The sequence below is a fragment of the Streptomyces sp. col6 genome (assembly GCF_008042035.1).
Lineage (GTDB): Bacteria > Actinomycetota > Actinomycetes > Streptomycetales > Streptomycetaceae > Streptomyces.
Genome location: NZ_RDBL01000006.1, coordinates 706,512 through 729,526, shown reverse-complemented (window position 1 = coordinate 729,526; position 23,015 = coordinate 706,512). Strand labels below are relative to the sequence as shown.

24 protein-coding genes are annotated in these 23,015 nt (G+C 72.0%); 12 read left to right on the top strand and 12 right to left on the bottom strand.

The annotated features are described in order from the left end of the window. Positions 1-49 precede the first annotated feature (49 nt). Positions 50-3,232 carry a tetratricopeptide repeat protein gene (locus EAO73_RS07435; protein WP_147970621.1) on the top strand — a complete coding sequence of 1,061 codons (3,183 nt, stop codon included), beginning with the start codon at positions 50-52 and terminating at the stop codon, positions 3,230-3,232. Positions 3,233-3,347: 115 nt separating this feature from the next. On the opposite strand, the gene EAO73_RS07430 is transcribed toward EAO73_RS07435, so the two are convergent. Then, entirely contained in the window at positions 3,348-3,593 is a 246-nt protein-coding gene (locus EAO73_RS07430) for a hypothetical protein (protein WP_147970620.1), read from the bottom strand. Between the two features lies 1 nt (position 3,594). Then, complete coding sequence (gene mca / locus EAO73_RS07425; RefSeq protein ID WP_147970619.1) at positions 3,595-4,476, bottom strand: mycothiol conjugate amidase Mca; 882 nt, start codon at positions 4,474-4,476, stop codon at positions 3,595-3,597. A gap of 97 nt (positions 4,477-4,573) precedes the next feature. Here mca and EAO73_RS07420 point away from each other — a divergent pair, with 97 nt between their 5' ends. Beyond that, on the top strand, positions 4,574-4,990 hold the full coding sequence (locus EAO73_RS07420) for a DUF4307 domain-containing protein (RefSeq protein WP_147970618.1): 417 nt from the start codon (positions 4,574-4,576) through the stop codon (positions 4,988-4,990). Positions 4,991-5,174: 184 nt separating this feature from the next. Beyond that, positions 5,175-5,672 (top strand): transcription elongation factor GreA, encoded by a 498-nt coding sequence (gene greA / locus EAO73_RS07415; RefSeq protein WP_147970617.1) that lies wholly within the window; start codon positions 5,175-5,177, stop codon positions 5,670-5,672. A 66-nt stretch (positions 5,673-5,738) separates the two neighbouring features. Here the strand turns inward: greA and EAO73_RS07410 are convergent, their stop codons facing one another. From EAO73_RS07410 to ilvA, 3 genes are all read right to left on the bottom strand, one after another. After that, positions 5,739-6,605 (bottom strand): ABC transporter permease, encoded by an 867-nt coding sequence (locus EAO73_RS07410; RefSeq protein ID WP_147970616.1) that lies wholly within the window; start codon positions 6,603-6,605, stop codon positions 5,739-5,741. Further along, entirely contained in the window at positions 6,602-7,588 is a 987-nt protein-coding gene (locus EAO73_RS07405; protein ID WP_147970615.1) for an ATP-binding cassette domain-containing protein, read from the bottom strand. The genes EAO73_RS07410 and EAO73_RS07405 overlap by 4 nt, the downstream gene beginning before the upstream one ends. A gap of 103 nt (positions 7,589-7,691) precedes the next feature. Further along, the gene (gene ilvA, locus EAO73_RS07400; RefSeq protein WP_147970614.1) at positions 7,692-8,921 is read right to left on the bottom strand and encodes a threonine ammonia-lyase; all 1,230 of its coding nucleotides are present in this window, start codon (positions 8,919-8,921) and stop codon (positions 7,692-7,694) included. Between the two features lie 156 nt (positions 8,922-9,077). Here ilvA and EAO73_RS07395 point away from each other — a divergent pair, with 156 nt between their 5' ends. From EAO73_RS07395 to EAO73_RS07380, 4 genes are read left to right on the top strand one after another with little or no spacing between them, the layout of a single operon-like run. After that, positions 9,078-9,608: a MarR family winged helix-turn-helix transcriptional regulator gene (locus tag EAO73_RS07395; RefSeq protein WP_147970613.1), complete on the top strand. Its 531-nt coding sequence runs from the start codon at positions 9,078-9,080 to the stop codon at positions 9,606-9,608. 57 nt (positions 9,609-9,665) lie between these two features. Continuing rightward, positions 9,666-10,160, top strand: coding sequence for a sigma factor-like helix-turn-helix DNA-binding protein (locus tag EAO73_RS07390; protein WP_147970612.1), 495 nt, complete (start codon positions 9,666-9,668; stop codon positions 10,158-10,160). Continuing rightward, the gene (locus EAO73_RS07385; protein ID WP_147970611.1) at positions 10,157-10,408 is read left to right on the top strand and encodes a hypothetical protein; all 252 of its coding nucleotides are present in this window, start codon (positions 10,157-10,159) and stop codon (positions 10,406-10,408) included. The genes EAO73_RS07390 and EAO73_RS07385 overlap by 4 nt, the downstream gene beginning before the upstream one ends. A 56-nt stretch (positions 10,409-10,464) precedes the next feature. Continuing rightward, positions 10,465-10,656 carry a DUF1059 domain-containing protein gene (locus tag EAO73_RS07380; RefSeq protein ID WP_147970610.1) on the top strand — a complete coding sequence of 64 codons (192 nt, stop codon included), beginning with the start codon at positions 10,465-10,467 and terminating at the stop codon, positions 10,654-10,656. Positions 10,657-10,719: 63 nt separating this feature from the next. On the opposite strand, the gene EAO73_RS07375 is transcribed toward EAO73_RS07380, so the two are convergent. After that, positions 10,720-11,865, bottom strand: coding sequence for a cystathionine gamma-synthase (locus tag EAO73_RS07375; RefSeq protein ID WP_147970609.1), 1,146 nt, complete (start codon positions 11,863-11,865; stop codon positions 10,720-10,722). Positions 11,866-11,931: 66 nt separating this feature from the next. Between EAO73_RS07375 and EAO73_RS07370 the strand changes: the two genes are divergently transcribed. The 3 genes from EAO73_RS07370 to msrA all read left to right on the top strand — a co-directional run bounded on the left by EAO73_RS07370 (position 11,932) and on the right by msrA (position 13,980). Next, complete coding sequence (locus tag EAO73_RS07370) at positions 11,932-13,038, top strand: hypothetical protein (RefSeq protein ID WP_147970608.1); 1,107 nt, start codon at positions 11,932-11,934, stop codon at positions 13,036-13,038. Between the two features lie 80 nt (positions 13,039-13,118). Continuing rightward, positions 13,119-13,241, top strand: coding sequence for a hypothetical protein (locus EAO73_RS37085; RefSeq protein WP_263576295.1), 123 nt, complete (start codon positions 13,119-13,121; stop codon positions 13,239-13,241). A gap of 73 nt (positions 13,242-13,314) precedes the next feature. Next, positions 13,315-13,980 (top strand): peptide-methionine (S)-S-oxide reductase MsrA, encoded by a 666-nt coding sequence (gene msrA, locus EAO73_RS07365; protein ID WP_147970607.1) that lies wholly within the window; start codon positions 13,315-13,317, stop codon positions 13,978-13,980. A gap of 61 nt (positions 13,981-14,041) precedes the next feature. On the opposite strand, the gene gdhA is transcribed toward msrA, so the two are convergent. Then, positions 14,042-15,421, bottom strand: coding sequence for an NADP-specific glutamate dehydrogenase (gene gdhA, locus EAO73_RS07360; protein ID WP_147971436.1), 1,380 nt, complete (start codon positions 15,419-15,421; stop codon positions 14,042-14,044). A 626-nt stretch (positions 15,422-16,047) separates the two neighbouring features. Here gdhA and EAO73_RS07355 point away from each other — a divergent pair. Further along, entirely contained in the window at positions 16,048-16,500 is a 453-nt protein-coding gene (locus tag EAO73_RS07355; protein WP_147971435.1) for an RDD family protein, read from the top strand. A gap of 114 nt (positions 16,501-16,614) precedes the next feature. Here EAO73_RS07355 and EAO73_RS07350 read toward each other — a convergent pair whose 3' ends face one another. From EAO73_RS07350 to EAO73_RS07335, 4 genes are all read right to left on the bottom strand, one after another. Further along, the gene (locus tag EAO73_RS07350) at positions 16,615-17,298 is read right to left on the bottom strand and encodes an ABC transporter ATP-binding protein (protein ID WP_147970606.1); all 684 of its coding nucleotides are present in this window, start codon (positions 17,296-17,298) and stop codon (positions 16,615-16,617) included. A 60-nt stretch (positions 17,299-17,358) separates the two neighbouring features. Next, a complete protein-coding gene (locus tag EAO73_RS07345) occupies positions 17,359-18,822 on the bottom strand; it encodes an ABC transporter permease (protein ID WP_147970605.1) in 1,464 nt (487 codons plus the stop codon). Between the two features lie 159 nt (positions 18,823-18,981). Further along, positions 18,982-20,247, bottom strand: a complete 1,266-nt coding sequence (locus EAO73_RS07340) for a L,D-transpeptidase (protein ID WP_147970604.1) — start codon at positions 20,245-20,247, stop codon at positions 18,982-18,984. A gap of 216 nt (positions 20,248-20,463) precedes the next feature. Then, positions 20,464-20,922 carry a hypothetical protein gene (locus tag EAO73_RS07335; RefSeq protein WP_412074566.1) on the bottom strand — a complete coding sequence of 153 codons (459 nt, stop codon included), beginning with the start codon at positions 20,920-20,922 and terminating at the stop codon, positions 20,464-20,466. Positions 20,923-21,027: 105 nt separating this feature from the next. Between EAO73_RS07335 and EAO73_RS07330 the strand changes: the two genes are divergently transcribed. Beyond that, on the top strand, positions 21,028-21,318 hold the full coding sequence (locus EAO73_RS07330) for a hypothetical protein (RefSeq protein ID WP_147970603.1): 291 nt from the start codon (positions 21,028-21,030) through the stop codon (positions 21,316-21,318). 85 nt (positions 21,319-21,403) lie between these two features. Here EAO73_RS07330 and hutH read toward each other — a convergent pair whose 3' ends face one another. Then, positions 21,404-22,948 (bottom strand): histidine ammonia-lyase, encoded by a 1,545-nt coding sequence (gene hutH / locus EAO73_RS07325; protein WP_147971433.1) that lies wholly within the window; start codon positions 22,946-22,948, stop codon positions 21,404-21,406. Between the last annotated feature and the right edge of the window lie 67 nt (positions 22,949-23,015).

The window sequence follows — 23,015 nt, the reverse complement described above, 5'->3', positions numbered from 1 at the left end:
GCACGGGGGCCGGCGCCGTGGACCGACCGGAGCCTGAGGGGGACGACTGATGCGGATGCGGGACAGCCACCGGGCGGATGCGGAACGGCTGTTGGTACGGGCCGTGGAGGAAGAGGCGCGGCGCAGCGGGGGACGGACGGACGCGGCCGTCCTGCTGCCCCGGGCGCGGGCCTCGCTCGACAGCATCGCGGACGGGGCGGCCGAGGAGTACGCGGCGTACGTCCGGGCGCTCGACGCCTCGGCGGCCGGGCAGCGGTTCGGGCGGGAGAGTCTGTCGACGCCGTTGCTGGTGACCGGGGTCGCCGCCGCCGCGGCGTTCGGCGCCGACGTGGCGTTCGGTACGGCGTCCGGGCTCGCGCTCGGGGCGGGGGCCGTCGTGGCCGTCGCGGGGGCCACCGCCACCGTGGCCAGGGCGACCGCGTCGCGGCGGCCGGAGGCGCCGGACGCGCCCGGTGGGCCGGAGCAGCTGCGGCTCCAGTGGCTCGCGGCCCTCGACGTGCGGGGCATACGGCCGTTCCTCGATCAGCAGCGGATGCTCGCCGCGACCACCCGCGCCCCGGCGAAGAAGGCCGCCGCCAAGGCGCGCACCCCGCTGCGCGGCGGGGACCGCAGCGCGGCCGCCCGGATGCGCTCGCTCCTGGAGCAGTCGTTCGGGCATCTCCCGGCGGCCGACGGGCTGTTCGCGGGGCGGCGGGGCGAACTCGCGCGCATCGGCCAGTGGGTGCACGCGGCCCGTGCCTCGACGGAGACGAAGCCGACCGTCGTCGTGCTGCACGGGCCCCCGGGCGCCGGGCGCACCACGCTCGCGGTGCGGGCGGCGCACGAGCTGAAGGACCAGTTCAAGGGCGCCTGCGTGGTAGACCTGCGGGGAGGGGCGGAGGGCGAGGCCCCGCTGCCGACCCGGGACGCGCTCCTGCATCTGCTGAACCGTCTCGGCGCGCCCCGCGAGCAGCTGCTGTTCCGGGACAGCGCGTCCGCCGAGCAGCAGGTGCGCCGGCTCAGCGAGTTGTACCACCAGCATCTGACCGGCACCGCCGTGACCATCGTCCTCGACGACGCCCGCGACGCGGAGCAGGTCGCCACGCTGATCCCGGAGCGCTCCGACAGCCTGGTCCTGGTCACCGCCCGCGAACCCCTCGACCTGCCCGCTTCGCTGCCCGCCTGGGTGCACCGGCTGGAGGTCGGGGCGCTCGAACCGGGCGGCGCGGAGGAGCTGCTGCGCGCGGTGTCGCAGGAGGCCGAGCCCGGTCCGTACGACTATCCGTCGAGCGAGGCGATCACCGAGCTGTGCGGCGGGCTGCCGCTGGCGCTGCGGATCGCCGGCTCCTCGCTCGGAGCGCGTACGGCGGACGTGCTGGCCGCCGATCTCGCCGCGTACGGTCCGGTGCCGCCCGTCGAGCGCGCCCTGTGGCTGCGCTACACCGACCAGTCCGAGCAGGCCAGGCGGCTGCTGCGGCGCCTGGCGCTGGCCGGCCGGGCGAGCCTGGGCGCGGCGGCCGCGGCGGCCCTGCTCTCCGCCGACGAGCAGGAGGCCGGCCGGCTGCTGACGGCCCTGTCCGGGGCCGGGCTGATCGACCACGTACGCGGCTCCCGCTACCGGCTGCACGACCTCGTACGCGCCTTCGCCCTGGCCCGGCTGCTCGACGAGGAGGAGCCGGCCGAGCGCGCGGCGGCGCAGGAACGGCTCATCGCGAACTACGCGGAGCTGGCCGGCGCGGTGATCCGGATGGTCGACGGCAAGATGTCCACCCGGGCCGGACAGTTCGGCTCGCACGGCTTCAGCTCGCTGGACGCGGCCCTGCGCTGGCTGGACGACGAGTCGAGCTTCATCACCTCCGCGCTGCGGCACGCCGAGGGCGTCGACCAGGCCGCGGTGCTCGCCCTGCTCGGCGCGCTGTGCGACTACTGCCTGCTGCGCGGCGACCTCTACCGGCTGGGCGAGATAAGCGAGCTGAGCCAGGCGGTCGACCAGGGGCTCCTCGAACGCTCGGTGCGGTGGCGTACGGGGATCGCGGCCCGTCAGCTCGGTGAGCTGGACAAGGCGCGGACGACGCTTTCCTCCGTCGTGGGGCTCTACCGCGAGGCGCAGAACGACGCCGGTACGGCGCTGGCGCTGTGCTCACTCGGGATCACCCTGCACCACCAGGGCAACCTCACCGAGGCCGCGGCCCGGCTGCGCGAGGCGATGGACCTCCAGTCCGCCGCCGGGCAGGACGAGGACCGGGCCTGGTCGATGCACGCGCTGGCCGCCGTCGAGCGCGACCGGGGCAATCCGGCCGAGGCGGTGGCCCTGCTGGACACCGCCCTCGACCTGCACCGCGAGGGCGAGTCGCTGCACGGCGAGGCGTGGACGCGGTTCCAGCTGGGCCAGGTGCGGCTGCGCCTGGGTGAGGTGGCGCAGGCCGACACGGCCCTGCGCGCCGCCCTCGACCTGTACGGACGGACCCGGGACGAGCGGGGCGTGGCGTGGGCGACGACCCAGCTGGCGCGCGCCCGGCTGCTGGACGGGGAACCGGGCGCGGCCGTCGAGCAGCTGACCGCCGCCCTGGCCCGCCACCGCGACAACGAGGACGCGCGCGGCGAGGCCTGGACCCGGTACTACCTGGGCCAGGCGCTGGAGGAGTCGGGCGACACCGTGGAGGCCGTACGTCAGCTGGAGCGGGCCCGCACGATGTTCTCGCGGATGCGCGACGTCTACGGTCTCGCGTGCGCCCGGCACCACTCGGGGCGCGTCACCCGCGACCAGCGCGCCGCGCAGACGGGCAACCTGCGCAATTCGGGGTTCGCCCGCCAGTTGCTCGTCGACGCGCGGGCGGACTTCCGGCGCATCGGGGTGGCTCACGGCGAGGCGTGGACCTGCCTGGACCTCGCGCTGATCGACGCGGGCAACCAGCGGGCGCCCCAAGCCCTGGAGCTGTGCGGCGAGGCAGCCGGGCTGTTCGAGTCGTACGGCGACGCGCGCGGCGCGGACTGGGCGCGCTTCCTGCGCTGCACGCTGCTGCCGTACGCCTCGCCCGGCGGGATCGAGGTGGGCACGGTGGTCGCGCAGCAGGAACTGGCCGACCTCCGCGCCGCCTCCCACCCGTCCCGGGACCCCAAGGTGACCGAGTGCGCGGACACGTACCGCGTGATCCTGGACCGGGGCACGGACCTGGAAACGGGCTGGCAGGCCTGGACCCTGGGCCTGATCCCGTCCCGCCGGACCCGGGAGATCATGGGCGTGACGATCTGACCGGACCCGCACTGCACCGGGCCGCACGAGCAATCCCGGACCGGCCACCATCCAGCCCGCCCGGCGATTGAGGGCATCAAGGGCGGGGCGCACCCGAGCGCCCCGCCCCGCCGTACTACTTCCGCTTGGCGGAGACCGGTTCCGCCGACTCCTCCGACGCCGGCTCCGCCGGCCCCTCGGCCGGCCGCTCCTCGAAGTTCACCCGCCCCATGTGCCGGTTCATCGACTTCATCAGCGCCCACACGCCCACGGCGAGCGCCGCGAAGACGATGAAGCCGAGGACCCCGGGGGTCACCTTGTTCTTGTCGAGTTCCTCGGCGGCGAGCGGGACGAGGTTCGTCAGTGCCTGAGTCGCGTACATATCAGGCATTGTCGCGGATGCCCGCGAAGAGGTCGCTCTCGGGGAGGGAGGTATCGACGAGAGACTTCGCCAGCTCGTACTCCTCGGTCGGCCAGACCTCCCGCTGGACGTCCATCGGAACGCGGAACCAGCCGCCGTCCGGATCGATCTGCGTGGCGTGCGCGATCAGCGCCTTGTCGCGGATCTCGAAGAAGTCCGCGCACGGAACGTGCGTGGTCAGCGTGCGCTCGGCGCGCTCGAACTCCTTCCAGCGCTCCAGCCAGTCCCCGTACGGCGACTCCAGGCCGCGGGCGAGCAGCGCCTCGTGCAGGGCGACGGTGCGCGGCCGGTTGAAGCCCTGGTTGTAGTAGAGCTTCTGCGGCGCCCAGGCGGGGCCGAACTCCGCCTCGGGGAACTTCTCGGTGTCCGCCGCGCCCTCGAAGGCGATCATCGAGATGGTGTGGGTCATGATGTGGTCGGGGTGCGGGTAGCCCCCGTTCTCGTCGTACGTGGTGATGACCTGCGGCCGGAACGCGCGGATCTTCGCGACGAGGCGGCCCGCCGCGACGGTCTCGTCCTCCAGCGCGAAGCAGCCCTCGGGCAGCGGCGGCAGCGGGTCGCCCTCGGGCAGGCCGGAGTCGACGAAGCCGAGCCACTCCTGCTTGACGCCCAGGATCTCCCGGGCCTCGTCCATCTCCTTCCGGCGCACCTCGTGGATGTTCTCCTCGATGTACGCGTCACCCTGGAGTTTCGGGTTGAGGATGGAGCCGCGCTCGCCCCCCGTGCAGGTCACGACCAGCACGTCCACCCCCTCGGACACATACTTGGCCATGGTGGCCGCGCCCTTGCTCGACTCGTCGTCGGGGTGAGCGTGTACGGCCATCAGTCGAAGCTGCTCAGTCAAGACTCGATCCTCAGTCACTGGTCGCATTGTGCAACTTCTATAGTGACCGAACCGGGGGGTGGAAAATTCCTCGATCCCCGGCACGGGAGGAACGATCATGACGGCGGTGCGCGAGGCGCTTCCCGAGAACCGCTACGGCCGCCGCGCGGACCAGCGGGCGGACCGCAAGCTCAAGATCATCGGCGCGGTGCTCGGCGTCGTCCTGCTGGGCGTGATCGGCTGGATCGGGTACGGCTATGTGGCCGGGCAGGGCCTGAGCGCCGAGGTGATCAAGTTCAAGGTGGTCTCGGACGAGCAGGTCCAGGTGCATCTGGAAGTCCGCAAGGACACGGACGCCAAGGGCTACTGCACGCTGCGCGCGCAGCGGGAGGACGGTACGGACGTCGCCCGCAAGGACTTCCGCTTCGACGGGGACACCGGCCGGATCGACGAGATCCTGACCCTGCGCACGACGTCCCGGGCGACCGCCGTCGAGCTGCTGGGCTGCACGGACGACGGCGGGGCGTCGAGTTGACCGCAGCGCGCCCGTCGTAACCCCAGTTGACGGGCTCCGACCTGCGCTTTCCTCGGTCGGGACTTTAACCTTCTCCCCCTTTTCCCGGCGAATTGTTAGGCTCGTGGTTTCGCCCACCCGAAGGAGCGCATGCTTCCGGGTAGGGCGTTGCTTTGTATTCACCAGTACCGACGAGGAGCACCCTGTGACCCAGACCAGCGAAAACGTCACCTGGCTCACGCAGGAGGCGTACAACCAGCTCAAGGCCGAGCTGGAGTACCTGTCTGGTCCCGCGCGCACGGAGATCGCCGTCAAGATCGCGGCGGCCCGTGAGGAGGGGGACCTGCGTGAGAACGGCGGGTACCACGCGGCCAAGGAGGAGCAGGGCAAGATGGAGCTCCGGGTGCGCCAGCTGACCCAGCTCCTCGAACACGCGAAGGTCGGCGAGGCGCCGGCCGACGACGGCGTGGTCGAGCCCGGCATGGTCGTGACGATCGCCTTCGACGGCGACGAGGACGACACGATGACCTTCCTGCTGGCCTCCCGCGAGTACGCGAGCGCGGACATCGAGACGTACTCGCCGCAGTCGCCGCTCGGCGTGGGCGTGAACGGCAAGAAGATGGGCGAGAACGCCGACTACGAGCTGCCGAACGGCAAGACCGCCACGGTCAAGATCCTTTCGGCGAAGCCGTACTCCGGCTGACCCGCAGGTCCGACGCAGGGAGCCCCGGCCGCGGTGCGGCCGGGGCTCTCGCGTGTCCGGGGTCCCTCAGGCGGAGACCGAGCGGTACTTGCGTACGGCCAGGGTCCGGAAGACCAGGATGATCAGCACGGACCAGATCAGCGAGGCCCAGACGGGGTGCTCCATCGGCCAGGCGCCCGTCACGGACTTCGGGACGCCGGGGATCGTGTTGCCGAACAGCTCGCGGGCCGCCGCCACCGTGGCACTGAAGGGGTTCCACTCGGCGACGTACTGCAGGAACGTCGGCATGCCGTTGACCGGCACGAAGGCGTTCGAGATGAACGTCAGCGGGAAGAGCCAGATCAGGCCGCCCGAGGTGGCGGCCTCCGGGGTGCGGACGGTCAGGCCGATCAGCGCGCCGATCCAGGTGAACGCGTAGCCGAGCAGCAGGAGCAGACCGAAGCCCCCGAGCACCTTGCCGATGTTCTCGTGGGTGCGCCAGCCGACCAGCAGGGCGACGCCCGCGAGGACCGCCAGCGTGACGGCGGTCTGCACCAGGTCGGCCAGGGTCCGCCCGGTCAGCACGGCGCCCCGCGCCATGGGCAGCGACCGGAACCGGTCGATGAGGCCCTTGTGCATGTCGTCGGCGATTCCGGCGCCGGCCCCCGCGGTGGCGAAGGTGACGGTCTGCGCGAAGATGCCGGCCATCAGGAATTCCTTGTAGGCGCTCGCGCTGACGCCCGCGCCCGGGATGGCGATCGAGCCGCCGAAGACGTACGTGAACAGCACCACGAACATGACCGGCTGGATGATCCCGAAGAGGATCATCTCGGGGATCCGGGTCATGCGGATGAGGTTGCGCCGGCCGATGACCAGCGAGTCACGGACCGACTGGCCGATGCCGCCGCCCGGCCGTGGGGCGCCCGTGCGGGCGGTTTCGGTGAGGGCGCTCATTTCTCCGTCTCCGGTTCGGGGGTCTCGGCTTCGTTCTTCTCCTGCTCGGCGGCGTGCCCGGTCAGGGAGATGAACACGTCGTCGAGGGTGGGGCGGCGCAGTCCGATGTCGTCGATCTCCACGCCCTGGGCGTCGAGGTCGCGGATGACCTCGGCGAGCAGCTTGGCGCCGCCGTCGACCGGGACGGTCAGCTTGCGCATGTGCGGCAGCACGGCGGTCTCGCCCTTGCCGAGGCGGGTGAGGACGGTGCGGGCCGGTTCGATCTGCTCGGGGTCGTGCACCACGACCTCGACGCGCTCGCCGCCGGTGCGGGCCTTGAGCTGGTCGGAGGTGCCGCGGGCGATGACCCGGCCGTGGTCGATCACGCAGATGTCGTGGGCGAGGTGATCGGCCTCCTCCAGGTACTGCGTGGTCAGCAGCAGCGTCGTACCGCCGGCGACCAGCTCCTCGATGACCTCCCAGAGCTGCTGCCGGTTGCGCGGGTCGAGGCCGGTCGTCGGCTCGTCCATGAACATGACCGGCGGGGAGACGACGAGCGCGGCCGCCAGGTCGAGGCGGCGGCGCATGCCCCCGGAGTACGTCTTGGCGGGCCGGTCCGCCGCGTCGGCCAGGTTGAACCGCTCCAGCAGTTCGCCCGCCCGTACCTTCGCCGCGCGCCCGCTCATCTGGTAGAGCTGGCCGACCATGCGCAGGTTCTCGCGGCCGGTGAGGTATTCGTCGACGGCGGCGAACTGACCGGAGAGCCCGATCGAGCGCCGCACCTCGTTGGGATTCTTCAGTACGTCGATCCCGGCGACGAAGGCCCTGCCGCTGTCGGGCCTGAGCAGCGTCGTCAGGACGCGGACCGCGGTCGTCTTGCCGGCCCCGTTGGGTCCGAGGAGGCCGAGGACGGTGCCTTCCGGCACGTCGAGGTCGACACCGCCGAGTGCAGTGACGTCCCCGAAGGTCTTCACGAGCCCTTCGGCGTAGATGGCGCCTGGCATATGGGATTCCCCCAGTGCATTCGGGTGGCTACCTCTCAGACCCCAGATCCTAGGGAGACCGGAGGCTCCGTGCCCGATGAACACACAAGCCGGGGCATACGTGTCAGCCCATCACCAGATATCCCGCGTCGCGCAGCGCCGTCCTCACGTCGTCGCAGTGCTCGGGGCCCTTGGTCTCCAGCTGCAGTTCGACCTCCGCCTCGGTGAGGCCGAGCCTGGGGTCGGTACGGGCATGGCTGATGTCGAGGACGTTGGCGTCGGCCACCGACAGCACTCCCAGCATCGTGGCCAGCGCGCCGGGCCGGTCCGTGAGGCGCAGCCTGAGGCTGAGGTAGCGGCCGGCCGCCGCCATGCCGTGGGTGAGGATGCGCTGCATCAGCAGCGGGTCCACATTGCCGCCGGAGAGCAGGGCGACCACGGGCCCGTGGAAGGACTTGGGGTCGCTGAGCAGCGCGGCGACCGGGCTCGCCCCGGCGGGTTCGACGACCATCTTGGCCCGCTCCAGGCAGAGCAGCAGGGCACTGGACAGCTCGTCCTCGGAGACCGTACGCACCTCGTCGACCAGGTCCCTGACCAGGGCGAACGGCACGTCGCCGGGGCGTCCGACCTTGATGCCGTCCGCCATGGTCTGGAGCGTGCCGAGGGAGACGGGGCGGTCGGCCGCCAGGGACGGCGGGTAGCAGGCGGCGCCGGCCGCCTGCACACCGATGATCCGCACGTCGGGCCGGACCGCCTTGACCGCGACCGCGACACCGGCCGCGAGCCCGCCGCCGCCGACCCCGACGACGATCGTGCGGACCTCGGGGCACTGCTCCAGGATCTCCAGGCCGACCGTGCCCTGTCCGGCGATGATGTCGGCGTGGTCGAAGGGGTGGATGAAGACCGCGCCGGTCTCACGCGCGTACTCCTGCGCGGCGGCCAGGGTCTCGTCGACGACGGTGCCGTGCAGCCGCACGCGCGCGCCGTACTCCCGGGTCGCGGCGACCTTCGGCAGCGGCGCCCCGACCGGCATGAAGACCGTGGCGCGTACGCCGAGGAGCGCAGACGCGAGGGCGACACCCTGCGCATGGTTTCCGGCACTCGCGGCCACGACGCCGGCGGCGCGTTCGACCGGGGTGAGTCCCGAGATGCGTACGTAGGCGCCCCGCAGTTTGAACGAGCCGGTCCGCTGCAGGTTCTCGCACTTGAACAGGACCGGAGCGCCCACCAGGCCGGAGAGGTGACGGCTGCCCTCCAGCGGGGTGACCCTGGAGACCCCGGAGAGCATCTTCTGCGCCCCCCGTACGTCGTCGAGGATCACGGGAGGAAAGCTGCCGGGCGACGGGAAGTTCATACCGTAAGTCTTGCAGCTCGCAGGGGCTCCGGCCGCCGCTTGCGGGGCCGTCCTGCGCCGATGTCCGCAGGTTTGTGCAGCACTGGTACGCGTTGCCCCGGGGCCGCGTACTCTGTCCCCCACCCATCCGACACCGCACGAAGAGAGCCCCCGGCCATGCCCCCTCAGGACATGACGACTGCCTCGTCTCCATCCGGGGGCGCCGCCCCGGAAAACCCGGGTCCCGACCACCTTCTCGACAGCCTCCAGCATCAGGTGGCCGTCTTCGCCCGCCGGGCCGAGCAGACCCGCCTCGGCGGGGTGGGCCAGGTGCGCAACTCGATGGACCGGGCGGCGTATCTGCTGCTGAACCGGCTCGACCGGGAAGGGCCGATGGGCGTCAAGGCGCTGGCCGCCGGGATGGGGATCGACTCCTCCACGGTGACCCGGCAGGTCGCGCCGCTGGTGGACACCGGTCTGGTGAAACGGACCTCGCACCCGGAGGACGGGCGCGCGGTCGTGCTCCAGCTCTCCCCGCGCGGGCAGGCCCGGCTGGACGAGGTACGCAGCTCGCGGCGGGAGTTGATGTCGCAGGTGACGGACGGGTGGAGCGAGGAGGAGCGGGACACGTTCTGCGCGCTGCTCACCCGGTTCAACGCGGCGCTGGCGGCCCGGCAGGCCATGCACCAGACGGCCCCGGCGGGCTGAACACCTGCCCGGTCCCGAGGGGTTGACCTCGCGGGCGCGGCGCGCTCGGATTGAGGTGTGCGAGAGCGCCACGCGGGCCGACAGCGGTGCCGCGCCCAGGACTTCGAGTCCTTCGTCGCGGGCGCGGCGGGCCGCCTGCTGCACACCGCCACGCTGCTCACCGCCGAACCGCTGGACGAGCCGGGCGCCAACCCGCGCGCGCTGCGGCTGCTCCACGCCTCGCTGGCCCGGACGTTCGCCGGCTGGGACCGGCTGCGGGGCGAGGACCCGTACGACCGCACCCGGCAGGATCTGGCGGGCCGGTTCGCCCGCGAGGCGTGGCGCCACCACCGTCCGCGCGGCGGGCTGCTGGACCGGCTGACCCCGCAGGAACGCCTGGTCCTGGTGCTGCGGTTGTACGAGGGTGTCCCGGAGGAGCAGACCGCGGCCCTGCTCGGGCTTCCCCGGGACCGGGTGCGCGCGGTCTGCAACCGGTCGGTGGCCACGATGCGCGGCACCCGGAGCCCGACCGCGCGCCGGGGCCCCGCCCGGCTGCTGGGGGCGGCGCCGTGAGCGGCACGGGGCGCCGCGAGGACCAGGTGCGGCGGATGCTGGAGGGCCCGCATCCGCAGGTGCCCGCCGATCTGGCGGAGCGGGCGGCGGAGCGGGGCGGCCGGCTGCTGCGGCGCCGGCGGGCGCTGCGCCGGCTGGGGATGCTGGCGGTGGTCGCGGCGGTGGCGGTGTTCATGGTGTGGGCGCTGCTGGTCCGGCCCTGGGAGGCGCCGCCGGCGGGGACCACACCGCCGCTGGACGGCTGGTAGACGCGAAGGGTACGGCGTCCCGGTCTACCCTGGAATGGAGTGGTCGGGAGGCTCTGATGACCAGGAAGATCGCTGACTGCCGCAAGTATCCGAGTGAGTCGAACTGCTCGCTGACGATCGCCGGCGAGGAGGAGGAAGTGGTGCGGGCCGCGAGCGAGCACGCCGTCTCCGTCCACCAGCACACCGACAGCCCCGAGCTGCGTGAGCAGGTCAGGGCCGAACTGGAGGACGAGCCGGCCTCCGCCTGAACGGCTGCCGTACGCGGGCGGGACCGGCGAATCCGGCCCCGCCCCTTTGCGTCTTCGCCCGTCTCAGCCCAGCGCCTGCGTGAGGTCCGCGAGCAGGTCGTCCGCGTTCTCGATGCCGACGGAGAGGCGGACCAGGTCGGCCGGGACCTCCAGCGGGGAGCCCGCGGCCGAGGCGTGCGTCATCCGGCCCGGGTGCTCAAGGAGCGATTCGACGCCGCCCAGGGACTCGCCCAGGGTGAACAGCTTCGCCCGGTTGCAGACCTCGACCGCCGCCTCCTCGCCGCCCTCGACGCGGAAGGACACCATGCCGCCGAAGGCCTTCATCTGCTTGGCGGCGACCTCGTGGCCCCGGTGCTCGGGCAGGCCGGGGTAGAGGACCTGGGTGACCTTGGGGTGCCGGGTCAGCAGGTCGGCGACCTTGGTGGCGTTCTCGCTGTGGCGGTCCATGCGGACGGCCAGCGTCTTGATGCCGCGCAGCACCAGCCAGGCGTCGAACGGGCCGGCCACACCGCCCATGGCGTTCTGGTGATACACCAACTCGTCGGCCAGGTCGGGGTCGTTGACGATCAGCGCGCCGCCGACGACGTCCGAGTGGCCGCCCATGTACTTGGTGGTGGAGTGCACGACGACGTCGGCGCCGAGCGCCAGCGGCTGCTGGAGGTAGGGGCTGGCGAAGGTGTTGTCGACGACGAGGCGCGCACCGGCGGTGCGGGCGACCTGGGCGACGGCGGCGATGTCGGTGATGCCGAGCAGCGGGTTGGACGGGGTCTCCACCCAGACCGCCTTGGTGCGCGGGGTGATCGCCGCGCGGACCGCCGCCACGTCCGAGGTGTCGGCGACGGAGAACTCCACGCCCCAGCGCGAGGCGACCTTCGCGAACAGCCGGAACGTGCCGCCGTAGGCGTCGTTCGGGATGACCACGTGGTCGCCGGGGGTCAGCAGCGTACGGAGCAGGCAGTCCTCGGCGGCGAGGCCGGAGGCGAAGGCGAGTCCGCGCCGGCCGCCCTCCAGCGCCGCGAGGTTCTCCTCCAGGGCGGTACGGGTCGGGTTGGCGCTGCGGCTGTACTCGTAGCCGCCGCGCAGCCCGCCCACGCCGTCCTGCTTGTACGTGGAGACCTGGTAGATGGGCGGAACCACGGCGCCGGTGAGGGGGTCGGCGGTGTTCCCCGCGTGGATCGCGCGGGTTTCGAAGCTGTGCTGGTCGCTCATGGTGCCGAGCGTAGTTCGTCGCGAGGGGGCTGACGGGCCACCTTGCCGTCCGGTGACAATGGGGGCATGGAGATTCTGTGGTTCCTGCTCGCGTTGTGCCTGCTGACCGCCGCGATCGGCCCGTATGTGCTGCGGCGGCGCGGGGGCGGTATCCGGCTGGCCGCGCCCGGCTCCCCCGATGCCGCCGACCCGCAGGACTACGGCTTCGTGCGCCAGGAGGAGCTGGACGTGCGGACGCCGGGAGCGGACCAGGACCTGCTGGACGTGCTGGAGGTCGTGCAGCACACGCAGGAGTGGCGGGCCGCGTCCCAGCTGCTGGCCGGGACGCCGAAGGAGGGCGAGCTGCGCTGGCAGCGGGTTCAGGCGTTCGCCGGGGCGGCCTCGCTGGAGCTGCTGGGGAAGCCGGGCGTCGGCGGGGCGTGGCTGCGCAAGTGGCGCGCGGAGGCGCCGAAGGACGCGGGCGCGGCGGCGGTGCACGCGGAGTTCCTGGTGCAGCAGGCATGGCGTTCCTCGACGGCGGGTACGGACGACTTCCGGATCATCCTGGAGGAGGCCCGTACGGTGATCGGCGAGGCGGCCCTGCTGGCCCCGGGCGACCCGGTCCCGTACATCGTGGAGCTGGCGGTCGCGCGTGGACTGGGGTACTCCGGCGAGGAGTTCGACCAGCTGTGGGCGAAGATCATCGACCGGGCGCCCGCGCACATGGGCGCGCACATCGCGGCGCTGCACTTCTGGAGCGAGCGGTGGCACGGCTCGCGCGAGGAGGCCGACCGCTTCGCGACGGCCGCCGCGGCCCGCGCACCGCAGGGCTCGCTGCTGGCCGCGCTCCCGCTGTTCGCGGTGTACGAGCACCTGCCCGAGGTCAATCTGGTCCGGGGCTTCTACGAGAGCCAGGTCGTGACCAGGGCGGTCGAGGGCGCGATGTTCGCGGTGCACGCGGCGCGCGCCGACGACCCGATGCTGCCCCACGCACGCCATCTGCTGGTGCTGTTCCTGGTCCGCATGGAGCGCTGGTCGGAGGCGGTGCACCAGCTGGTCCACATCGACGGGTACGTGGGCGCGCTGCCGTGGACGGCGAGCGAGGACCCGGCCGCCGAGTACGCGGTGTACCGGGCGCTGGCGGTCGCGGGCTACGAGGCGAACGGCGGCAGCCCGGCGACCCTGCCGCACTGAGAGGGAGGCGGCGGGGCCTGTCCCGACCGGCGCGGGGTGTGCGACGGTGGACCCCTCGTCCCTACAGCAAGGACTTCAGCGTGGCACGCCTGATACCCCTCGTCCTGATCGGCCTCGGCCTCTACTTCTGGTTCAAGGCCCGCAGGCGCGCCGACGCCTACGTCGACGCCGCCGAACGGGGCGAGGACGCGCCCCGGAGCTGACCGGACCGGCAGGAATCCGCGGGGGATCCGGCGCGTTGTACGGACAGCACGCCGATCCAGGAGGAGCCCCCGTATGTTCCTGCACCGCCGCACCCCGCAGCTCCCCACCCCGGAGGAGGCCCTGCGCGGCCGTCCGGTCCCCGAGTTCACCGTCCCGTCCCGCCACACCGTCCTGGGCAACCCGCTGCTGGGCCCCTACCCGGAGGGCCTGGAGGTCGCGGACTTCGCCCTGGGCTGTTTCTGGGGCGCCGAGCGCAAGTTCTGGCAGACGGACGGCGTCTGGACGACGCTCGTGGGCTACCAGGGCGGCTACACGGAGAACCCCGCGTACGAGGAGGTCTGCTCCGGCCTCACCGGTCACACGGAGGCGGTCCGTGTCGTGTACGACCCGTCCGTGGTCACGTACGCCGAGCTGCTGAAGCTGTTCTGGGAGTCGCACGACCCGACCCAGGGCTTCCGCCAGGGCAACGACGTGGGGACGCAGTACCGCTCCGCCGTCCACACCCACACCCCGGAGCAGGCGGAGGCCGCCGCGGCCTCCCGCGAGGCGTACCAGAAGGTGCTGACGGCCTCCGGCCACGGGGAGATCACCACGGAGATCCTTCCGGCCGAGGGACGCACGTTCTGGCCCGCCGAGCCGGCGCACCAGCAGTACCTGGACAAGAACCCGGGCGGCTACTGCGGCATCGGCGGCACGGGCGTCTCCTGCCCGGTGGGCGTGGCCCCGGCGGAGAGCTGAGAGAGACGGAAGCGGCCGGGAGACGTGTCTCCCGGCCGCTTCCGTGCGTCGTGGGCCCCGGTCAGATCAGGCCCTGCGCCAGCATCGCGTCCGCGACCAGTTCGAAGCCGGCGATGTTGGCGCCGACCACGTAGTTGCCGGGGCTGCCGTACTTCTCCGCGGTGGTGTAGCAGGAGTCGTGGATGTGGCGCATGATCTCCGCGAGGCGCTGCTCGGTGTGGGCGAAGGTCCAGGAGTCGCGCGAGGCGTTCTGCTGCATCTCCAGGGCGCTGGTGGCCACGCCGCCCGCGTTGGCCGCCTTGCCGGGGGCGAAGGCCACGCCCGCGTCCTGGAAGACGCGGACGGCCTCGGGGGTGGTGGGCATGTTGGCGCCCTCGGCGACCGCCTTGACGCCGTTGCGGACGAGGGCGAGCGCGTCGGCCTCGTGCAGCTCGTTCTGGGTGGCGCACGGCAGGGCCACGTCGACGGGGACGTTCCAGACGCCGGTGCCCTCGACGTACTTCACATGGGCGCCGCGCCGCTCGGCGTACTCCGAGATCCGGCCGCGGCCCCGCTCCTTGATCTCCTTGAGGAGGTCGAGGTCGATGCCCTTGTCGTCGACGACGTAGCCGCCGGAGTCGGAGGCGGTGACGACGGTCGCGCCGAGCTGCTGGGCCTTCTCGATGGCGTAGATCGCGACGTTTCCGGAGCCGGAGACGGCGATGCGCTGGCCGTCCAGGGACTCGCCCCGGCTGCGCAGCATCTCGGCGGTGAACATGACGCAGCCGTAGCCGGTGGCCTCGGTGCGGACGAGGGCGCCGCCCCAGCCGAGGCCCTTGCCGGTGAGGACGCCGGACTCGTGGCGGTTGGTGATCCGCTTGTACTGGCCGAAGAGGTAACCGATCTCGCGGCCGCCGACCCCGATGTCACCGGCGGGCACGTCGGTGTACTCGCCCACGTGGCGGTGGAGCTCGGTCATGAAGGACTGGCAGAACCGCATGATCTCGGCGTCCGAGCGGCCCTTCGGGTCGAAGTCCGCGCCGCCCTTGCCGCCGCCGATGGGCATGCCGGTGAGGGCGTTCTTGAAGATCTGCTCGAAGCCGAGGAACTTCACGATGCCGAGGTTGACCGAGGGGTGGAAGCGCAGCCCGCCCTTGTACGGGCCGAGCAGGCTGGAGAACTCGACGCGGAAGCCGCGGTTGACGTGGATGTCGCCCGAGTCGTCCGACCACGGCACCCGGAAGATGAGCTGGCGCTCCGGCTCGCATATGCGCTCGATGACCCGGGCGTCCACGAACTCCGGCCGCTTGGCCAGCACGGGGCCGAGGGTCTCCAGGACCTCCCGGACCGCCTGGTGGAATTCCTTCTCGCCCTGGTTGCGGCGGAGGACCTCGGCGTACAACGGCTCGATGACGCGGTTCTCGGCGGAGTGCGAAGTGGCGGAGTCAGGGGTGACCGGCATCTGATCAAGACCTTCCATGGGTCGGCTCATACGCGGGGGCGCCCCCGTCCCGAGGGGCGCCAGGTCCCCCTCCCCATTGAGGGCGTCGCCGGAACATCGCGCGTACCGCGCGCGCGACCGCGGCGTACAGGACCGTTGTGGCGTACCGATTCTCCCAGTGGGCCCGCTCCCCGGCCCGTGGCATCCGCGGGGTGATCGGGCCTCCTGACGCCCCGGACCTGGCCAACGGCCTTGTGCGAGGCCCGTTCCGGGTCCGAATGGCCGGGTCGGGACCGCGTCGGCGGAGCCGCCGAAGTGGTGAATCTCACAGTCGCCCGGGGTCGACGGTGAGCGTTCGGAAATCCAGCCGTTACGCCATCGGGGTGGCGGCCGCCCCCACCGGGAGGCGCCGACGGCCCGCGGTGTCGTGCGGAACACTCCGCGCCGACCCCGGGACGCGGTGACGGCTCATCAGACATGATTCGGGCATGACATACATACGAGGAGACCACCGGGGTCTCGGTCCTCGTAGGCCCGCCGGGACCGTCCTGCCCGCCCGGTCCGGGCACAGCGGGCACGCGACCGGGTCCTTACGCCCCGGCCCGCGCACGCCGCCGCGCGCCGGTGAGACGCGCCGCTGCCTCGCCGTGGGCCTGGACTGCTATCTGTGCGTGCTCACGGCCGGGCTGCTGGTCAGACCGTACGTGGACACCGCGCCCCTGCCCGAGGCCGCGGCGCTGCTGGCCGGCCCGGTGCTGGTGCTCTCGTTCGTCAACCAGGTGGTGCTCACCGCGTTCCTCGGGGCGGGCGCGGGCAAGCTGATCATGGGCATCCGGGTGGTGAGCCTGCCGGACGTCCGGCGCCCCGGCCCCGGCCGGCTGGTGCGGCGCTGGCTCTACGGGCTGGCCTGGCTCCCCCTGCGCCCCTGGTACGGGCTGCGCGCCGGCACCGGGCAGCGGGACGAGACCGGCTGCCCCCTGGTGCGCACCTGCGAGGAGGGCGTCTCGTACGCGGACCCGCTCGGGCTGCGCCAGGTGCGACGGGGCGACCTTGTGGCGTACCGCAGGGCCGTCGCGAGCGCGGGCGGCCGGACGGCCTGAGGCGGGAGCCGGACGGTCCGAGGCAGGAGCCGGACGGCCTGAGCGGGGCGCGCGGAACCGCCGCCGGGGGCGCGGAGGCCCGCCGACGGCGGCTGGGGACGGGTGCGGGACGGGTCAGGCCGCGGCGTTCTCCGTGATGGTGACCTTGCCCTTGCGGATGGTGGCCAGCCGCGGGGCGCGGCGGGCGATCGCGCTGTCGTGGGTGACCATGATGAAGGTCAGCCCGTGCTCCTTCCAGAGCGTCTCCAGCACCTCCATGATCTCGTCGCGCATGGATTCGTCGAGGTTGCCGGTGGGCTCGTCGGCGAGCAGCACCTTCGGCTGCTTGACCAGGGCACGCGCGATGGCGACGCGCTGCTGCTGGCCACCGGACATCTCGCTGGGCACATGGCCGAGCCGTTCGCCGAGTCCGACGGAGTCCAGCGCCTCGGCGGCTCTTCTGCGCCGCTCGGACGCCTTGACGCCGAGGGGGACGAGGGCCGTCTCGACGTTCTCCTGGGCGGTGAGCGTGGGGATGAGGTTGAAGCTCTGGAAGACGAAGCCGATGTTCTGGGCGCGCACCTTGGTGAGCTTGGCCTCGCTCAGCCTGGCGAGGTCCACCCCGTCGAGCTCGACGCTGCCGGCCGTGGGGCGGTCCAGGCCGCCGAGCATCTGGAGCAGGGTGGACTTGCCGCCGCCGGTGGGGCCCTGGATGACCAGGCGGCCGCCGTCCTCGATGGTGAGGTCGACGCCGGCGAGGGCGTGCACGGTGGACTTGCCGCGCCGGTACTGCTTGGTGACGCCTTGAAGGGTGTACATGGGTGATCTCCTGAGGGGGTACGGGCCGGGCCTCTCCGGCAAGTGGTGGCCGGACCGGCCCTACTCGACGCGGCGCAGCGCGTCCGCCGGGCGCAGCCGGGACGCGCGCCAGCCGCCGAAGGCGCCCGCGATCAGCCCGCCCGCCACGGCCAGGACGACGGCGATCAGGATGATGGAGAGGGAGACGGGCGCGGACAGCGCGATGTCGAGGGTCTTGGACGCGCTCTGCCGGCCGAAGCCTCCGCCGCCGCCCATCATGCCGCCGCGCATCCCGCCGCCGCCGGAGGAGCCGAGCTCAGCGGTGAGGGTGGGGCTGACCGTGGTGACCGCGTAGGCGCCGGCGAGGCCGACCGCGATGCCGAGGACGCCGCCGATCAGGCCGTTGACCAGGGCCTCGCCGATGACCTGGCGGGTGACCCGGCCGCTCTTCCAGCCGAGCGCCTTGAGCGTGCCGAACTCGCGCACCCGGCGGCTGACGGCGGAGGAGGTGAGGAGCCCGGCGACCAGGAACGCGGCGACCAGGACGGCGATGGAGAGCCACTTGCCGACGCCGGCGGCGAGGTCGGACGCGGTGGACAGGGACCCGGAGACGGTGTCCGCGAGGTCGGCGGAGGTGGTGACCGTGGTGCCCGAGATGTTCTTCTGGATGGCCGACTTGACGCTGTCGATCTTCTGCGAGTCCGCGGCCTTCACATAGACCGTGGTGACCTTGTTCTTCGAGTCGGAGAGGGTCTGCGCCTGCTGGAGCGGGATGTAGAGGTTGGCGGCGGCGTCTCCGCTGTCGGCCGTCGAGACGCCGATGATGGTGAACTTGGTGCCGTGGACGGTCACCGTCTTGCCGGTGGAGAGGGTCTTCTCCTTGGCGTAGGCGGAGTCGACGACGGCCACCTTGGCGTTGGTCTCGGTCGTCCTGAACGTACGGCCCGAGGTGATCTTCGACGAGGTGAGCGGGCCGAGGTCCTGGTGGGTGACGTCGGTGCCGTACACCGTGTAGGAGTTGACGTCGAAGGAGGCGCCGCCGCCCCTGACCTCGCCCTGCGGCATCCCGCTGCCGCCGCCGGGTCCGCGGCCGCCGCCCTGGCTCGTGCCGCCCTCCTGCTTGAACTCGCCGCGCTTGAACTGCCCGTCCACCTTCATGACGTTCAGGCTCAGCCCGCCGACCGCACCGGCGACGCCGTCCTGGCCGCCGACCTTGTCGACGGTGGAGGAGGCCAGGGTCTGGAAGCCCTGGACCATGACCCGGTCGGTGCTCTGGGTCGCGTCGTCGTCGCTGTCCTTGGCGTCGAACTCGAACCTGGGGCGTTCGGTGGAACCGGACTTGGGCGCCGCTGCCGCCTTGGTGACGGTCATGTCCGTGCCGAGGCCGTACAGCGATTCCAGGACCTTGTCCTGGGCCTTGCTCATGCCCGAGGAGACCGAGCTGACGATGATGACCAGCGCAATACCGAGGGCGAGCCCCGAGGCGACGACGAGCGCCGCCTTTCTGCGGCGGCGCAGCTCGCGCCGGAGGTAGGTGAAGAACATGGCGCGAGGTTAGGAACGGCTTGTGATGGTGGGTTAAGGGCACCCTGAGAGCAGGATGAGAACCGTGGGTACGCCGAAGGCGGCGGCGCCGGACCCGGTGGGGGTCGCGGTGCCGCCGCCTTCGGCGTACGGGGTGGGGAGTCCGGCCGGGGAAACCGGTCAGGCGGTGGAGCCCGCCGTCCACTCGGCCCAGCTCATGTTCCAGCCGTTGAGGCCGTTGGAGGGCTGGATGGTCTTGTCCGGGGAGTTCTTCACGGTGACGACGTCACCGATCATGGAGTTGTTGTAGAACCAGGCGGCGGGCTGGTTGGCGTCGCCCGCACCCTTGACGTCGGCGAGCCCGACGCAGCCGTGGCTGGTGTTGACGCTGCCGAAGATGCCCTTGCCCCAGTAGTTGCCGTGGATGAAGGTGCCCGACGTGGACAGCCGCATGGCGTGCGGCACGTCCTTGATGTCGTACTCGCCCTTGCCGTCGTCGTCCGTGAAGCCGACCGTCGAACCGTCCATCCGGGTCTCCTTGTACTTCTCGGAGATCACCATCTGGCCGTTGTACGTCGGGTTGTCGGGCGAACCGGCCGAGATCGGGATGGTCTTGATCGTCTTGCCGTCCCGGGTGACGGTCATCATGTGCGTCTTGGCGTCCACCGTGGAGACCTGGTTGCGGCCGATCTTGAAGGTGACCGTCTTCTGCTGCACGCCGTAGACGCCGTCGGAGCCCTCGACGCCGTCCAGGGCGAGCTTCAGGGTGACCGTGGAGCCGGCCTGCCAGTAGTCCTCGGGGCGCAGGTCGAGGCGCTGCGAGTTGAACCAGTGGCCGACGACCTGCTGGCCGCTGCTGGACGTCACCTTGATGCCGGCCTGCACGGCCTTGGTGTCGGTGATCGGCTTGTTGAAGTTGATCGAGACGGGCATGCCGACGCCGACGGTGGAGCCGTCCTCGGGGGTGAAGTTCCCGATGAAGCTCTTGTCCGGCGAGACGGTGGTGAAGGAGGAGTTCTCGTGGGCCTCGCGGCCCTTGGAGTCCTTCGCCGTCGCGTTGATCTTGTACGTGGTCGAGCGCTCCAGCTGGGCGTCCGGCTGCCAGCTCGTGCCGTCGGCGGAGAGGGTGCCCTTGACGCTCTCCCCGGCCGCGGTGGTCATGGTGACGGCGGTCAGCTTGCCCTTGGTGACGGTGACCTTGGCGGCGTTGTTGATGCTCGCGTTGGTCGCGCCGTTCTTGGGCGAGATCGCTATCTGTGCCTCGGACGACTCCTGGGCCGCCGCCTTGTCGACGTCGGCCGCCTGGGACTTGGAGCTCTCGGGGCTGGGACCGCCCTTGTCGCCGCCGTCGTCACAGGCGGAAAGCACCAGTACGCCGCCGAGCAGTGCGGACGCGGCCATCAGGCCCTTGCGCCGCTTGCTGTCCGTCATCACACGCTTCTCCATCGTTGCCGAAATCCCCAAAAACCCCGAGCAAGGCCGCCCAACGGCGAAACCCCGTCAATGTTCCAAGAACCCCTTGTACGGGATTCCCGTTCCACGTCCGTCGAATGTGTGGGGAACACCACTCATCGACGCCGTGCCGGGGGCGGTGGTTCCCGCGTCCGCGGCACAGGCCGGCCCCGGTCCGCCACGAGCGGGCCGGGGCCGTGTTCCCACAGGTCAGACCCGCCGCTCCGTGCCGTCGTCGCCGTCGGCCTCCCTCCCATTGTGCGGGACGCCCGAAGCGCGCCCGCCGGTCACGTCCTGTCCGGACCCCTCCTCGTACCCCTCTTCGGCGTCCTCGTCCCCGCCCTCGTCGAGGTCCCAGTCGCCCGGCTCGTCGGGGTCGTAGTCGATGCTCTCGCTGCTCCAGGAGGCCTGGGCCAGCTCGACCCCGGGCACCTCGCCCACCAGGTCGAACGGGTCGATCAGCGAGGCGAGGGCCTCCGCTGCGTCTTCCCGTACCGCCGCCTCGGCATGCACGCGTTCCTCGGCTCCTTCGCCGCCGGGTTCGCCGTACTCGGCCGCGAGGCTTTCCAGGGCGGTGCCGCTGAGGGCGTCGGGGTCGGTGATCTCCACCACCATGTCCACCTTCAGGCGGACGAAACGCGATGATCCAGCTGTCTCGGAAGTGCTCATGGGGCGGAGCGTAAGTCCCGGCCGTCACGCCTTCCCCGCGACCCGCTGCGTTCATTAGCATCGGCACGAGCCGGAGTCCCGGCCGTCGCAAAGGGGACCGTTTCCGTGGCCATCACCCGTCGCCCGCTCCTGACCGCCATCGCCGCGGGGACGCTGCTGTGCGCCCTGTGGTTCGTCCCCTCGGCCAACGCCACGGGCGATACGGGCACCGCGCCCGGTACGGCCGGCAGCGGCGCCACGACGGCCGGCGACGGCGCGGACCGGGCCGCATCGCACACCGGCGGATCCGGCGGTGACTCCACCCCGTACGTGGTCGGCGGCGCGGCCTTCCTGGGCATCGGGGCGGGCTTCGTGACGTACTCGCCCCGCCGTACGGGCCCGCGGGCCGCCGTCTGACGCGTGGATACGGGGAAGCGGCCACCGGACGGTCCCGGTGGCCGCTTCCCCGTATCGGGGCGTACGAATCCTGGGGCGGCGCCCGTCAGGCCAGCGGCCCGGTGACCGGCTCCACCGCCGAGACCAGTCCGCCCGCCCGCACGAAGGCGTCGGCGGCGGCCAGGTCCGGCGAGAGGAAGCGGTCCGGCCCCGGGCCCTCGACGCCCGCCGCCCGCAGCGCCTCGATGACGGCGCGCGTGGCGGGGGCCGGGGTCAGCCCCTGCTGGGCGCGCAGCTCGACGGCACGGGTCGCCGCGTACAGCTCGACGGCGACGATCCGGGCGAGGTTGCCGACGGCGGTACGCAGCTTGCGCGCGGCCGACCAGCCCATGGAGACGTGGTCCTCCTGCATCGCGGAGGACGGGATGGAGTCGGCGGAGGCCGGGACGGCGAGCCGCTTCATCTCGCTGACCAGGGCGGCCTGGGTGTACTGGGCGATCATCAGGCCCGAGTCGACGCCCGCGTCGTTCGCGAGGAACGGCGGCAGCCCGTGCGAGCGGTTCTTGTCGAGCAGCCGGTCGGTGCGGCGCTCAGTGATCGAACCGAGGTCCGCGGCGGCGATGGCCAGGAAGTCCAGCACATAGGCGACGGGCGCCCCGTGGAAGTTGCCGTTGGACTCCACCCGCCCGTCGGGAAGGACCACCGGGTTGTCCACGGCGGCGGCCAGCTCGCGGTCCGCGACGGTCGCGGCGTACGCCAGGGTGTCCCGCCCGGCCCCGTTGACCTGCGGCGCGCACCGCACCGAGTAGGCGTCCTGGACGCGCGGCGCGTCGTCCTGATGGTGACCGGTGAGACCCGATCCGGCGAGCACCCGCAGCATGTTGTCCGCGCTGGCCCCCTGGCCGGGGTGCGGGCGGATGGCGTGCAGCTCGGGAGCGAGGACCTTGTCCGTGCCGAGCAGGGCCTCCAGGGAGAGGGCGGCCGTGATGTCGGCCGAGGTGTAGAGGGTCCGGAGGTCCGCCAGGGCCATGACCAGCATGCCCAGCATGCCGTCGGTGCCGTTGAGGAGGGCCAGGCCCTCCTTCTCGCGCAGCTCGACCGGGGTGATGCCGTGCGCGGCGAGCAGTTCGCCCGCGGGGCGGACGGTGCCGTCGGGGCCCTCCGCGTCGCCCTCGCCCATCAGGGCCAGCGCGCAGTGCGACAGGGGCGCCAGGTCGCCGGAGCAGCCGAGTGAGCCGTACTCGTGGACGACGGGCGTGATCCCGGCGTTCAGCACGTCCGCCATGGTCTGCGCGACCTCGGGGCGTACGCCGGTGTGGCCGGAGGCGACCGTCTTCAGGCGGAGGAACATCAGCGCCCGGACGACCTCGCGCTCGACGCGTGGGCCCATGCCGGCGGCGTGCGAGCGGACGATGTTGCGCTGGAGCTGTGCGCGCAGCTCCGGGCTGATGTGGCGGCTGGCCAGGGCGCCGAAGCCGGTCGAGACGCCGTAGACCGGCTCGGGCTTCGCTGCGAGCGCGTCCACGATCTCGCGCGCGGCGGCCAGAGCGGCCACCGCGGCGGCGGAGAGCTCGACACGGGCGTTGCCGCGGGCCACGGCGATGACGTCCTGAGCAGTGGTACCGGACGTCCCCACCACGACTGTATGCATATCCATATTCAGCAGCGTACGGATTGAAACCCTTTATGTCACCAGTGGAATGCGGGTTGACCCCTTA

Coding starts and splice junctions, on each gene's coding strand:
- EAO73_RS07435 (WP_147970621.1), top strand. CDS start 50: ATGCGGATGCGGGACAGCCACCGGGCGGATGCGGAACGGCTGTTGGTA.
- EAO73_RS07430 (WP_147970620.1), bottom strand. CDS start 3,593: ATGTACGCGACTCAGGCACTGACGAACCTCGTCCCGCTCGCCGCCGAG.
- EAO73_RS07420 (WP_147970618.1), top strand. CDS start 4,574: ATGACGGCGGTGCGCGAGGCGCTTCCCGAGAACCGCTACGGCCGCCGC.
- EAO73_RS07410 (WP_147970616.1), bottom strand. CDS start 6,605: ATGAGCGCCCTCACCGAAACCGCCCGCACGGGCGCCCCACGGCCGGGC.
- EAO73_RS07405 (WP_147970615.1), bottom strand. CDS start 7,588: ATGCCAGGCGCCATCTACGCCGAAGGGCTCGTGAAGACCTTCGGGGAC.
- ilvA (WP_147970614.1), bottom strand. CDS start 8,921: ATGAACTTCCCGTCGCCCGGCAGCTTTCCTCCCGTGATCCTCGACGAC.
- EAO73_RS07395 (WP_147970613.1), top strand. CDS start 9,078: ATGCCCCCTCAGGACATGACGACTGCCTCGTCTCCATCCGGGGGCGCC.
- EAO73_RS07380 (WP_147970610.1), top strand. CDS start 10,465: ATGACCAGGAAGATCGCTGACTGCCGCAAGTATCCGAGTGAGTCGAAC.
- EAO73_RS07375 (WP_147970609.1), bottom strand. CDS start 11,865: ATGAGCGACCAGCACAGCTTCGAAACCCGCGCGATCCACGCGGGGAAC.
- EAO73_RS07370 (WP_147970608.1), top strand. CDS start 11,932: ATGGAGATTCTGTGGTTCCTGCTCGCGTTGTGCCTGCTGACCGCCGCG.
- msrA (WP_147970607.1), top strand. CDS start 13,315: ATGTTCCTGCACCGCCGCACCCCGCAGCTCCCCACCCCGGAGGAGGCC.
- gdhA (WP_147971436.1), bottom strand. CDS start 15,421: ATGCCGGTCACCCCTGACTCCGCCACTTCGCACTCCGCCGAGAACCGC.
- EAO73_RS07350 (WP_147970606.1), bottom strand. CDS start 17,298: ATGTACACCCTTCAAGGCGTCACCAAGCAGTACCGGCGCGGCAAGTCC.
- EAO73_RS07345 (WP_147970605.1), bottom strand. CDS start 18,822: ATGTTCTTCACCTACCTCCGGCGCGAGCTGCGCCGCCGCAGAAAGGCG.
- EAO73_RS07340 (WP_147970604.1), bottom strand. CDS start 20,247: ATGGAGAAGCGTGTGATGACGGACAGCAAGCGGCGCAAGGGCCTGATG.
- EAO73_RS07335 (WP_412074566.1), bottom strand. CDS start 20,922: ATGAGCACTTCCGAGACAGCTGGATCATCGCGTTTCGTCCGCCTGAAG.
- hutH (WP_147971433.1), bottom strand. CDS start 22,948: ATGCATACAGTCGTGGTGGGGACGTCCGGTACCACTGCTCAGGACGTC.